Source organism: Pseudomonas sp. P116, assembly GCF_020149425.1.
Lineage (GTDB): Bacteria > Pseudomonadota > Gammaproteobacteria > Pseudomonadales > Pseudomonadaceae > Aquipseudomonas > Aquipseudomonas anatoliensis.
Genome location: NZ_JACVHB010000001.1, coordinates 481,498 through 494,544 on the forward strand (window position 1 = coordinate 481,498; position 13,047 = coordinate 494,544).

General features: G+C 59.2%; 10 protein-coding genes. 3 read left to right on the top strand and 7 right to left on the bottom strand.

What is annotated here, in order from left to right:
* Positions 1-116 precede the first annotated feature (116 nt).
* Positions 117-935, top strand: a complete 819-nt coding sequence (locus ICA15_RS02385; RefSeq protein WP_042558495.1) for a pyruvate, water dikinase regulatory protein — start codon at positions 117-119, stop codon at positions 933-935.
* A gap of 93 nt (positions 936-1,028) precedes the next feature.
* Here the strand turns inward: ICA15_RS02385 and ICA15_RS02390 are convergent, their stop codons facing one another.
* Complete coding sequence (locus ICA15_RS02390; RefSeq protein ID WP_210553607.1) at positions 1,029-2,444, bottom strand: PLP-dependent aminotransferase family protein; 1,416 nt, start codon at positions 2,442-2,444, stop codon at positions 1,029-1,031.
* Between the two features lie 89 nt (positions 2,445-2,533).
* Here ICA15_RS02390 and ICA15_RS02395 point away from each other — a divergent pair, with 89 nt between their 5' ends.
* A complete protein-coding gene (locus ICA15_RS02395) occupies positions 2,534-3,472 on the top strand; it encodes a DMT family transporter (RefSeq protein ID WP_210553608.1) in 939 nt (312 codons plus the stop codon).
* Positions 3,473-3,562: 90 nt separating this feature from the next.
* Here ICA15_RS02395 and prpD read toward each other — a convergent pair whose 3' ends face one another.
* From prpD to ICA15_RS02425, 6 genes are all read right to left on the bottom strand, one after another.
* Entirely contained in the window at positions 3,563-5,047 is a 1,485-nt protein-coding gene (gene prpD / locus ICA15_RS02400; RefSeq protein ID WP_210553609.1) for a 2-methylcitrate dehydratase, read from the bottom strand.
* Between the two features lie 192 nt (positions 5,048-5,239).
* Entirely contained in the window at positions 5,240-6,430 is a 1,191-nt protein-coding gene (gene prpF, locus ICA15_RS02405) for a 2-methylaconitate cis-trans isomerase PrpF (protein WP_210553908.1), read from the bottom strand.
* 54 nt (positions 6,431-6,484) lie between these two features.
* Complete coding sequence (acnD, locus tag ICA15_RS02410) at positions 6,485-9,079, bottom strand: Fe/S-dependent 2-methylisocitrate dehydratase AcnD (protein ID WP_150616749.1); 2,595 nt, start codon at positions 9,077-9,079, stop codon at positions 6,485-6,487.
* A 198-nt stretch (positions 9,080-9,277) separates the two neighbouring features.
* Positions 9,278-10,405, bottom strand: a complete 1,128-nt coding sequence (prpC, locus tag ICA15_RS02415; RefSeq protein WP_210553610.1) for a 2-methylcitrate synthase — start codon at positions 10,403-10,405, stop codon at positions 9,278-9,280.
* Between the two features lie 136 nt (positions 10,406-10,541).
* Positions 10,542-11,432, bottom strand: a complete 891-nt coding sequence (gene prpB, locus ICA15_RS02420; RefSeq protein WP_150601332.1) for a methylisocitrate lyase — start codon at positions 11,430-11,432, stop codon at positions 10,542-10,544.
* Positions 11,429-12,151: a GntR family transcriptional regulator gene (locus ICA15_RS02425; protein WP_181818557.1), complete on the bottom strand. Its 723-nt coding sequence runs from the start codon at positions 12,149-12,151 to the stop codon at positions 11,429-11,431. Before ICA15_RS02425 ends, prpB begins: the two co-directional genes overlap by 4 nt.
* Positions 12,152-12,508: 357 nt before the next feature.
* Between ICA15_RS02425 and ICA15_RS02430 the strand changes: the two genes are divergently transcribed.
* A complete protein-coding gene (locus ICA15_RS02430) occupies positions 12,509-13,045 on the top strand; it encodes an ATP-dependent zinc protease (RefSeq protein ID WP_016983749.1) in 537 nt (178 codons plus the stop codon).
* The last annotated feature ends 2 nt before the right edge of the window (positions 13,046-13,047 follow it).

A 13,047-nucleotide genomic window follows, 5' to 3' on the forward strand; every position in this document is an offset into this window, starting at 1 on the left:
TTGGCCGGTTGTATGGCCTGGACCTGGAAAATAAGTGAGAATGCTGGCCAATGGCGGCCGGCAAATCGCGCCTATCATATCCAAGATTCGTTATTAGCTTAAGGCCCAAGGTGCAAATGAAACGATCTGCTTTCTTTATCTCCGATGGCACCGGCATTACTGCCGAAACCCTGGGTCAAAGCCTCCTGGCGCAGTTCGAAAACATTACCTTCAGCAAATTCACGCGACCGTACATCGACAGCGTGGATAAAGCGCGGGCCATGGTACAACAAATCAATAAAGCCGCCGAAACCGACGGCTTTCGCCCGATTATCTTCGACACCATCGTCAATCAGGACATTCGTGAGATTCTCGCAACGTCCAATGGTTTCATGATCGACATTTTCTCGACCTTCCTCGCCCCGCTTGAACAGGAACTGACCGAGCATTCTTCCTACACCGTCGGCAAGTCGCATTCGATCGGGCACAACTCCAATTACATGGAGCGGATCGAGGCGGTGAACTTCGCCCTCGACAACGATGACGGCGCCCGCACGCACTATTACGACAAGGCCGATCTGATTCTAGTGGGCGTGTCGCGATGTGGTAAGACGCCGACGTGTCTGTACATGGCCATGCAATTTGGTATCCGCGCGGCCAACTACCCGCTGACCGAAGACGACATGGAGCGCCTGCAACTGCCGCCCGCCCTGCGCGCCCATCAGCACAAGCTGTTCGGCCTGACCATCGACCCGGACCGCCTCACCGCGATCCGCAACGAGCGCAAACCCAACAGCCGCTATTCGAGCTATGCCCAGTGCGAATTCGAAGTGCGCGAAGTGGAAAACCTGTTTCGCCGTGAAAACATCCCGAACATCAATTCCACGCATTTTTCGGTGGAAGAGATTTCGGCGAAGATTCTGGTGGAGAAAGGGGTGGAGCGGCGGTTCAAGTAACCCCGCATGCCCCTGTAGGAGCTGCCGAAGGCTGCGATCTTTTGATTTTGATGTTTAAAAATAAGATCAAAAGATCGCAGCCTTCGGCAGCTCCTACACAGGATTGGGTTCCGTCAAGGCGTGCTTCAGAGCCTCAAAGCCAGCAAGTAACATGCTGTCATCCCCCACCGAATTACACACACTCACCCGAATAAACTGCGGCACCGCCGCATGCCCCACCGCAAACGCCTCAGCGGTCGCCACCAGATAGTTGTTTTCTTTCAACTCTGCAGCAATCTGCGACGCTCGCCACAACGCCGGCACCTCTACCCAAAAGTGCGGACTGTAGCTGTGCGTCTTGTAGCTCAAGCCGTCCATTACGCCCGCAACCAACGCCTTGCGGCGGCCAATTTCCGTGATCTGCTCATCCAGCAAGCGTTCGGCCATGCCGTTTTCGATCCACAGGCTCGCCACCTCCATCGACAGCGGATTAGCCATCCAGCACGTCGCACGAATGGCTGAACTGATGCGCCCGATCAACGCTTGCGGCGCGTGCAGATAACCGACTCGCAACCCGGCGGAAACAGCCTTGCTCAAACTACCGATCAACACCGAGCGCTCAGGAGCGAAATAACTCAATGGCAGCGGGCGCTGGCGGTCGAGCACAGCGTGGGCTTCGTCTTCGATGATCAGCAGATTGTGCTGGCGGCACACCTCGGCAATCGCCTCGCGCCGTGGGATCGACATCACGGCGGCTGTAGGATTCTGGATCGTTGGCGTGCAATACACCGCCGCTACCCGATGCTGACGGCATATATCCTCCAGCGCCGAGGGCAACAGTCCTTCGTCATCCATCGCGGCGCCGATGAGTTTTATCCCAAGTTGACGTGCGACGCTGATCAATCCGGGGTAGGACAAATGCTCGGTCACGACCGTGTCGCCGGCCTTGAGCAAAGCCATCAAGGCGCACAGCAAACCGTGCTGACCTCCGTTGACGCACAGCACCTGATCGGCGTGTGGCACGAAATGCCCGTGGCGCAACCACACCGCCCCCGCCACCCGATGCCTGGCCAATCCGCCTTCGGCGGTGTACCCGGTCAATTGCTGTAACAAGCCCGGATCATTGGCCAGCTCGACCAGACATTCGCGCATGAACGCTGCCTCCTGGCCGGGGATCGGCTGGTTGCGACTCATGTCGAAACACGCTGGCGGCTCGTCGCTGACATTGCGAAAGCCTTTGTCCTGCGGCCGTTCCATCCCGCGCTGACGCACATAGGTGCCGTCTCCTACGCGGGCAACGACTAATCCGACACGCTCAAGCTCACCGTAAGCACGACTGATGGTGCCGATGGTGACGCCAAGACTATCGGCCAAAAGCCTGTGCGGTGGCAGCTTGCAACCTGCCTCGATAACGCCCTCGCCGATGGCCTTTTCGACCGCCTCGGCCAAGCGTTTGTACTTGACGCCTGCGCCATGAGCGAGGCCGTCACGCAGGATTGACACCATGGCAATACTTGCTTTGACACTCATTCTCGCCCCGAATAGCGTATTGAAAACAGGTTCAATCAGGAATAGACCTTTTCAGTGATGAGGTCAATTCCCCGCTCGGAGCACCCCACATGTCGACCGCCATCAGCTCACCGATAAACATCAGCAAACCCTGGCTTGCCGGATTGATCACCAGCAGCCTGTTTCTCATCGTTTGTCTGAGCTGGGGCACCACATGGCTGGGGATCAAGATTGCCGTGGAAAGCGTGCCTCCACTCACCGCCGCTGGCCTGCGCTTTCTGATTGCCTTCCCACTGTTCCTCAGCTTCGCGGTGTTGCGCAAGGAACCCCTGCTGTTTCCGCGCCAAAGTCGCTGGTTTTTTGTGTTCGTCACGCTGTCGTATTTCAGCCTGCCCTACTACCTGCTCAACTATGGCGAGATGCACGTGTCGTCTGGCCTGACGGCGCTGCTGTTCAGTTGCATGCCGGTGTTTATCCTGCTGTTTTCGGCGGTGTTTCTGCGCGAGAAAATCTATCCGTCGCAAATGCTCGGCATCGCCATCGGCTTCGCCAGTTTGTTCATGATCATTCGCAGCCAAGGCTTGCATCTGGATCAGGCGGAATGGCTTGGTGTGCTGGCGATTCTCTGCGCAGCGGTCATGCATGCGTTGTGCTACGTAGTGACGAAAAAGCACGGCAGCGCCATCACCGTGATCACCTACAACACGCTGCCGATCGGCATCGCCGGGCTAATGTTATTTATTGTCGGCTTGGGCTTCGAAGCGCCGAGCTTCCAGGACGTGACCGCGCGCTCATGGGCTGCCCTGCTCTATCTCGGGCTGGTAGCGTCGGTGGGTGGTTTCATCGTTTATTTTTTGCTGCTTAAACGCCTGAGCCCGATCATTCTGTCGTTCGTGTTTATCATTTTCCCGGTGTTTGCCGTGATCATCGGCGCCTGGTACGAAGGGCAAACCCTGTCCCGGGAACTGATGATCTATTCGGCGATTCTGTTGGGTGGTTTTGCGATCACCAAACTGCCCATCGAAAAATGGCGCAAATCGTCCGTGTAGGAGCTGCCGCAGGCTGCGATCTTTTGATCTTGTTTTTTTACAATCAAAGTCAAAAGATCGCAGCCTGCGGCAGCTCCTACAGGGTTTGCGTCAGATCACGAAAAGGTCTACGAAGCGGTTTACGGGAGTGGCTTCCAGCCGCGACTGATCTTTGCACAGCGCGAAGATCTCGGCGCTGCGCTGGCCGGTGAAGCGTGTTGCCAGGTTCGCCTTGAACTTGTCTTCCAGCAAAGGAATGCCCTGCGCACGGCGGCGGCGATGGCCGATCGGGTATTCCACCACGACGTTGTCAGTGCTGGTGCCGTCCTTGAAAAACACCTGCACGGCGTTGGCAATCGAGCGCTTGTCGGCCTCGAGGTATTCGCGGCTGAAACGCGGCTCTTCGACAATAAGCATTTTCTCGCGCAGCACATCGATGATCGGATGCGCTTTGTGGAAATCGTCCTCGTATTGCTCGGCGATCAGGTTGCCGAAGGCCAACGGCACAGCGGTCATGTATTGAATGCAGTGATCGCGGTCGGCAGCGTTGGCCAGCGGCCCGACCTTGGAAATAATGCGGATCGCCGATTCGTGGGTGGTGATGACGATTCGCTCGATTTCGTGCAGACGATTGCGCACCTGCGGATGCAACGTCACCGCGGCTTCACACGCGGTTTGCGCGTGGAACTCGGCGGGGAAGCTGATCTTGAACAGGACGTTTTCCATCACATAACTGCCGAATGGCCGTGAGAAAGCGAAGGCGCGTTTGTCTTGCGGCTTCAACGCCAGATCGCTGTTGGTGTGGCTGAACAGTACGTCGTAAAAACCCCACTGCTTGGCACTCAACACACCGGGAATGCCCATTTCGCCGCGCATGGCGATGTCGGCCAGACGCACGCCACGGCTGGACGCATCCCCCGCTGCCCAGGATTTTCGCGAGCCAGCATTCGGTGCATGACGGTAGGTGCGCAGCGCCTGACCGTCGGCGAATGCATGGGACAGCGCCGACAACATCTGCTCACGATTGGCGCCCATCAGTTTGGCGGTCACGGCGGTCGAGGCGACTTTCACCAGAATGACGTGATCAAGTCCTACGCGGTTGAAGGAGTTTTCCAGGGCAATGACGCCCTGAATCTCGTGAGCCATGATCATTGCTTCCAGCACCTCACGAATCGTCAGCGCTGCTTCAGCGTTGGCCAAGCGCTTCTGCGAGAGATGATCGGCCACCGCGAGAATTGCGCCGAGGTTGTCCGACGGATGCCCCCACTCGGCGGCGAGCCAGGTGTCGTTGTAGTCGAGCCAGCGCACGATACAGCCGATATCCCACGCGGCTTTCACCGGATCAAGGCGATAGCTGGTGCCCGGCACTCTAGCGCCAAACGGCACGACGGTGCCTTCGACGATGGGGCCAAGGTGCTTGGTGCATTCGGGAAAACGCAGCGCCAGCAGACCGCAACCCAGCGTGTCCATCAGGCAGTGGCGGGCGGTGTTCAGGGCTTCGGTGGATTCAACTTTGAAGGTCAGGACGTAGTCGGCGATGTCCTGCAGGACACGGTCGTAGTCGGGGCGGTTGTTCAGGTCGACGTTGGCGCTCATGTTCGATTCACTCTTTAAGTGGTTCGTTGATGGGACCTCGGTTCAGGCAATGGACTTTTAGAATTGAAATGCGACCCCCATGTAGGAGCTGCCGAAGGCTGCGATCTTTTGATCTTTCCTTTAAGAACCAGATCAAAAGATCGTCCGATCGCGGCCCGAGCCTTCGGCAGCTCCTACAGGGGAAGTTGTCGCTTAGAAGGAATCACCAGGGACGCGCACATAGCCTTCCATCAGGACGCGCGCACTGCGGCTCATGATGGCTTTTTTCACCACCCACTCACCGTTTTCCAGACTGGCCTCGGCGCCCACGCGCAACGTGCCGGAAGGATGGCCGAAGCGCACAGCGCTGCGCTCAACACCGCCAGCCGCAAGGTTTACCAATGTGCCGGAAATGGCCGCCGCAGTACCGATGGCGACCGCAGCCGTGCCCATCATCGCGTGATGCAACTTGCCCATCGACAACGCACGCACCAGCAAATCGACATCACCAATGCCAACTGCTTTGCCACTCGACGCCACGTAATCCAAAGGCTTGGCGACGAACGCGACTTTCGGCGTGTGTTGGCGCTTGGCCGCTTCATCGAGATTCGAGATCAAGCCCATGCGCAAAGCGCCATAAGCGCGGATGGTCTCGAACGTCTGCAAGGCTTTCGGGTCGCTGTTGATCGCACTTTGCAGTTCGGTGCCGGTGTAACCGATGTCTTCGGCGTTGACGAAAATCGTCGGAATACCCGCATTGATCATGGTCGCCTTGAACGTGCCAACACCCGGCACTTCCAGCTCATCAATCAGGTTGCCGGTGGGGAACATCGAGCCGCCACCGCCCTCTTCTTCTGCCGCCGGATCCATGAACTCCACCTGCACTTCGGCCGCTGGAAAGGTCACGCCGTCGAGTTCGAAATCACCGGTTTCCTGCACTTCACCGTTGGTGATCGGCACGTGGGCGATGATGGTTTTGCCGATATTGGCCTGCCACACGCGCACCACGGCGATACCGTTGTGCGGAATGCGGCTGGCGTCGACCAGGGCATTGCTGATCGCAAATGAACCGACCGCCGCCGACAGGTTGCCGCAGTTGCCGCTCCAGTCCACGAACGGCTTGTCGATGGAGACCTGGCCGAACAGGTAATCGACGTCGTGATCCGCCTTAGTGCTTTTCGACAGGATAACGGTTTTGCTGGTGCTTGAAGTGGCGCCGCCCATGCCGTCGATTTGCTTGTCGTACGGGTCGGGGCTGCCGATCACGCGTAGCAGCAAGGCGTCGCGGGCGGGGCCTGGAACCTGCGCCGCTTCAGGCAAATCTTTCAGGCTGAAGAACACGCCTTTGCTGGTACCGCCGCGCATGTAGGTGGCGGGAATCTTGATTTGCGGAACGTGAACCATGGTGATCCTTAGCGAAGGCATGGGACTTGAAGTCCCATGCCCACATCCGATGATTTAAACGGCAACCGCCGACTCTTCGAGGAAGTCCTGAGCGAAGCGTTGCAACACGCCGCCGGCCTCGTAGATCGACACTTCTTCAGCGGTATCGAGGCGGCAGGTCACCGGCACGTCGACGCGCTCGCCATTCTTGCGATGGATCACCAGCGTCAGGTCGGCGCGCGGTTTGCGCTCGCCAATCACGTCGTAGGTTTCGCTGCCGTCGATGGCCAGGGTGTGACGGTCGGTGCCCGCCTTGAACTCCAGCGGCAACACGCCCATGCCCACCAGGTTGGTGCGATGGATACGCTCGAATCCTTCCGCAGCAATCGCCTCGACACCCGCCAGACGCACGCCTTTGGCCGCCCAGTCGCGGGATGAACCCTGACCGTAATCGGCACCGGCGATGATGATCAGCGGCTGCTTGCGTTCCATGTAGGTTTCGATGGCTTCCCACATGCGCATCACCTTGCCTTCCGGCTCGACACGGGCCAGCGAACCCTGTTTGACCTTGCCGTTTTCCACGACCATCTCGTTGAACAGTTTCGGGTTGGCAAACGTCGCGCGCTGGGCGGTCAAGTGGTCGCCACGGTGGGTGGCGTAGGAGTTGAAGTCCTCTTCCGGCAAGCCCATTTTCGCCAGGTATTCGCCGGCGGCGCTGTCGAGCATGATCGCGTTCGACGGCGACAGGTGATCGGTGGTGATGTTGTCCGGCAGCACCGCCAGTGGGCGCATGCCCTTGAGCGGACGCGCGCCGGCCAGTGCGCCTTCCCAATACGGCGGGCGGCGAATGTAGGTGCTCATCTCGCGCCAGTCGTACAGCGGTGTGACTTTAGGACCGGTGTCTTCATGGATGGCGAACATCGGGATGTAGACCTGACGGAACTGCTCAGGCTTGACCGAAGACTTCACCACGGCGTCGATTTCTTCGTCGCTCGGCCAGATGTCCTTGAGGCGAATTTCCTTGCCGTCGACCACGCCCAAGACATCTTTCTCGATGTCGAAACGGATGGTCCCGGCAATCGCGTAAGCAACCACCAGCGGCGGCGAAGCGAGGAAGGCCTGCTTGGCGTACGGGTGGATGCGGCCGTCGAAGTTGCGGTTGCCCGAGAGCACGGCAGTCGCATACAGATCGCGGTCGATGATTTCCTGCTGGATCACCGGGTCCAGTGCGCCGGACATGCCGTTGCACGTGGTGCAGGCGAACGCCACGACGCCGAAACCGAGTTGTTCCAGTTCGGTGGTCAGCCCGGCTTCGTCGAGGTACAGCGCCACGGTTTTCGAGCCCGGCGCCAGCGAGGATTTGACCCACGGTTTGCGCGTCAATCCGAGTCGGTTGGCATTGCGCGCGATCAGGCCGGCGGCAATCACGTTGCGCGGATTGCTGGTGTTGGTGCAACTGGTGATGGCCGCGATGATCACCGCACCATCGGGCATTTGCCCCGGCACGTCATCCCACTGACCGGAAATACCTTTGGCCGCCAGATCCGAGGTTGCTACGCGAGCGTGCGGGTTGCTCGGCCCGGCCATGTTGCGCACTACCGATGACAAATCGAAGGTCAGGCCACGCTCGTATTGCGCGCCTTTGAGGCTGTCGGCCCACAGACCGGTGGTCTTGGCGTAGTGCTCGACAAGCTGCACTTGTTGGTCTTCACGACCGGTGAGCTTGAGGTAATCGATGGTCTGCTGGTCGATATAGAACATCGCCGCGGTGGCGCCGTATTCCGGGGCCATGTTGGAGATGGTCGCGCGGTCGCCGAGGGTCAGCGCGGCAGCGCCTTCACCGAAGAACTCCAACCATGCACCGACGACTTTCTGCTTGCGCAGGTACTCGGTCAGCGCCAGCACCATGTCGGTGGCGGTGATGCCCGGTTGCAGCTTGCCGGTCAATTCGACGCCGACGCTTTCCGGCAGACGCATCCACGAGGCGCGGCCGAGCATTACGCTCTCGGCTTCGAGGCCGCCGACGCCGATGGCGATCACGCCCAGCGCATCGACGTGCGGGGTGTGGCTGTCGGTACCGACGCAAGTGTCGGGGAACGCCACGCCGTCACGCACCTGAATCACCGGAGACATTTTCTCCAGGTTGATCTGGTGCATGATGCCGTTGCCTGGCGGGATCACATCAACGTTTTTGAAGGCTTTTTTGGTCCAGTTGATGAAATGGAAACGGTCTTCATTGCGACGATCTTCGATGGCGCGATTCTTCTCGAACGCCTGCGCATCAAAGCCCCCCGCCTCGACCGCCAGCGAGTGGTCGACAATCAGTTGCGTCGGCACCACCGGATTGACTTGCGCCGGATCACCGCCCTGCGAGGCAATCGCGTCACGCAGACCGGCGAGGTCGACCAGTGCGGTCTGACCGAGAATGTCATGGCAGACAACCCGCGCCGGGAACCACGGGAAATCGAGGTCGCGCTTGCGCTCGATGAATTGCTTCAGGGATTCGGTCAGCGTGGCCGGGTCGCAGCGACGCACAAGGTTTTCCGCCAGCACGCGCGAGGTGTACGGCAGGGTGTCGTAGGCGCCGGGCTGGATCGCATCGACAGCCGCACGGACGTCGAAGTAATCCAGCGGAGTGCCGGGCAGGTTCTTGCGAAATTCTGTGTTCATCGGGTCAGGACTCGGGTCACGGGAGTTTCAAAGGGTGGGTGCTGACACCAACCCTGAACCGACCCCGATTCCCTGTAGGAGCTGCCGAAGGCTGCGATCCTTTGATCTTGCTTCTAAAACTCAAAATCAAAAGATCGCAGCCTTCGGCAGCTCCTACAGGGTTTTCGGTGTGGCTCAAGGTCGGGATCAGCTCACCATTCAGCGACGTTCGATTGGCACGAACTTGCGCTGTTCTACGCCGACGTATTCGGCGCTTGGGCGGATGATGCGGTTGTTGGCGCGTTGTTCGAACACGTGCGCGGCCCAGCCGGTCAGGCGCGAGCAGACGAAGATCGGTGTGAACAGCTTGGTCGGGATGCCCATGAAGTGGTACGCCGAGGCATGGTAGAAGTCGGCGTTCGGGAACAGTTTCTTCTGCTCCCACATGGTCTTGTCGATGGCTTCGGAAACCGCGAACAGCACCTTGTCACCGACTTCATCAGAGAGCTTTTTCGCCCAACCCTTGATCACCTCGTTGCGCGGATCGCTGTCCTTATAGATAGCGTGGCCGAAGCCCATGATCTTGTCTTTGCGCTCGAGCATGCCGAGGGTGCCTTTGATCGCGTCTTCGGGCGTTGAGAAGCGCTCGATCATTTCCATCGCCGCTTCGTTGGCGCCGCCGTGCAGCGGGCCGCGCAACGAACCGATGGCCGCAGTGACGCAGGAATACAGATCGGACAGGGTCGACGCGCAAACGCGGGCGGTGAAGGTCGAGGCGTTGAATTCGTGTTCGGCGTAGAGAATCAGCGACACGTTCATCACTTTGACGTGCAGTTCGCTCGGCTTCTTGTCGTGCAGCAAGTGCAGGAAGTGGCCGCCGATGGATTGTTCATCGGTCACGCAGTTGATGCGTTTGCCATCGTGGCTGAAGCGATACCAGTAGCACATGATCGCCGGGAACCCGGCCAGCAGACGGTCAGTCTTGTCCTGCTGCTCGGAGAAGTCCTTCTCCGGTTCGATGTTGCCAAGGAACGAGCAACCGGTGCGCATCACGTCCATCGGGTGGGCGTCGGCGGGGATGCGTTCCAGCACTTCTTTCAGCGCTTGCGGCAGGTCGCGCAGCTTGCTCAGTTTGCCTTGATAAGCGTCGAGCTCGGCCTGGGTCGGCAGTTCGCCGTACAACAGCAGGTACGCCACTTCTTCAAATTGCGCATCGGCTGCCAGTTCGCGCACGTCGTAGCCGCGATAGGTCAGCCCGGCACCGGCCTGGCCTACGGTGGACAGTGCGGTTTGCCCGGCAACCTGGCCCCGGAGCCCGGCGCCACTGAGTACTTTTGCTTCGGCCATTGCTGTCTCCAATTTTTGAATTTGTTAGGGAATCTGCAATTTCGGTGTTGTTTGTAAAAGATCGCAGCCTGCGGCAGCTTCTACAGATATCCATGTAGGAGCTGTCGAGTGAAACGAGGCTGCGATCTTTTGATCTTCATTTTTTCGCCGCAAACAACGCATCGAGCTTCTGCTCGAACGTGTGGTAATCGATGCGATCGTAGAGCTCCATGCGAGTCTGCATGGTGTCGATGACATTCTGCTGCGTGCCGTCGCGGCGGATCGCGGTGTAGACATTTTCCGCAGCCTTGTTCATCGCGCGGAACGCCGACAGCGGATACAGCACCAGCGATACATCGGCGCCGGCCAGTTGCTCGGTGGTGTACAGCGGCGTTGCGCCGAACTCGGTGATGTTGGCCAGAATCGGCGCTTTCACGCGGTTCGCGAATAGCTTGTACATCTCAAGCTCGGTGATGGCTTCCGGGAAGATCATGTCGGCGCCGGCCTCGATGCACGCCGCGGCGCGATCCAGTGCAGACTCCAGACCTTCAACGGCCAGCGCATCGGTACGCGCCATGATCACGAAGCTGTCGTCAGTACGGGCATCGACGGCAGCCTTGATGCGGTCGACCATTTCCTGCTGGCTGACGATCTCTTTATTCGGACGATGGCCGCAGCGCTTGGCGCCGACCTGGTCTTCGATGTGGATCGCCGCCGCGCCGAACTTGATCATCGATTTGACGGTACGCGCCACGTTGAAGGCCGAAGAACCGAAACCGGTGTCGACATCCACCAAAAGCGGCAAGTCGCAGACGTCGGTGATGCGCCGTACGTCGGTGAGCACGTCATCCAGACCGGTGATGCCCAGATCCGGCACGCCGAGGGAACCTGCGGCCACCCCGCCACCGGACAAGTAGATCGCCTTGAAACCGGCTCGTTTGGCCAACAGCGCGTGGTTGGCGTTGATCGCACCGACCACCTGCAAAGGGTGCTCGCTGGCGACCGCATCGCGGAAACGCTGGCCTGGAGTGTTCGGGTTGGAACTCATGACTCACCTCGTTCAGTGGCTGTCTTATTGTGGGCGCCGTCCTGGTAATGACGGGCGATGTTGCGTTTCGAGGCGCCGATATGACGGCGCATCAACAATTCCGCGAGTTCGCCGTCACGGTCGGCGATGGCATCGAGAATCCGGTGGTGTTCGGCGAAGGCCTGGCGCGGGCGGTTCGGCGTGGTCGAGAACTGGATGCGGTACATGCGCACCAGTTGATAGAGCTCGCCGCAGAGCATCTGCGTCAGCGTGCGGTTACCGCTGCCCTGGATGATGCGGTAGTGGAAGTCGAAATCGCCTTCCTGCTGGTAGTAGCCGACGCCTGCCTGAAATGCGGCATCGCGCTCGTGGGTTTCCAGCACCCGACGCAGCTCATCGATTTCTTCGACGCTCATGCGTTCAGCCGCCAGACGACAGGCCATGCCTTCGAGGGATTCGCGGATTTCGTAGAGTTCCAGCAATTCGGCGTGGCTCAGCGATACCACTCGCGCACCGACGTGCGGCACGCGCACCAGCAGGCGCTGACCTTCCAGACGGTGGATCGCCTCACGCAACGGCCCACGGCTGATGCCATAGGTGCGTGCCAGCTCAGGCTCGGAGATCTTGCTACCCGGAGCAATCTCACCTCTGACGATAGCCGCCTGAATGCGTCGAAAGACGTTTTCCGAGAGCGTCTCGGAATCGTCGCCGCTGATGACCGGGGGATCGAGTTGATCCAGCATGATTGTCGACACCTTGAAATCCAATGCGGCAAAAACTAGCGAATTCGGCCGAATCAGTCAAAGGATAAATAGGTATTGTCGACAATCGTCTAATAACCGGAAAAGATCGCAGCCTTCGACAGCTCCTACAGGGCGCACGCAAATCCAATGCAGGAGCTGCCGAAGGCTGCGATCTATTGATCTTTTATAGACCGGCCCAAGCGCTGGCGCCATAAACCCACCGTGCTAGAATGCCGCCCGCATTTGCTGGCCATTTGTACGGCTTGTCATAAAAAGCTGAAAGGCACACGAAGGGACCTGCGCAAGTTTTGCCAGGCACCTGAACCGAAAACGGAACGCTGCGCACCAGGATTTATGAGACTCAAGCCTTTTCCCACATTCTTCGCCCTGTTTTGCCTGCCCGGCCTAGCCGCCGCGGGGGAAAAAACCGTGTACGGCCTCAACGAATACGCTTCGCTTGACGGCATCAATCTGGAAGTCGCGGCCAAACTCGACACCGGCGCGAAAACCGCCTCGCTGAGTGCCCGCGACATCAAACGCTTCAAGCGCAATGGTGAGTCCTGGGTACGTTTCTACCTGGCGATCGACGCCGCGCATTCGCACCCGATCGAACGCCCGCTGGCCCGCGTCAGCAAGATCAAGCGCCGCGCCGGCGACTACGACCCGGAAGAAGGCAAAAAGTACACCGCGCGCCCGGTGATCGAACTGGATATCTGCATGGGTTCGGCAATGCGCAGCATCGAAGTGAACCTGACCGACCGAAGTGCGTTCCAATACCCGCTTTTGATCGGTTCCGAAGCGCTGAAACGCTTCGACGCGCTGGTCGACCCCAGTCTTAAATACGCTGCAGGCAAACCCGCTTGCACCATCGCCGCTCATACCGCCGAGTAATT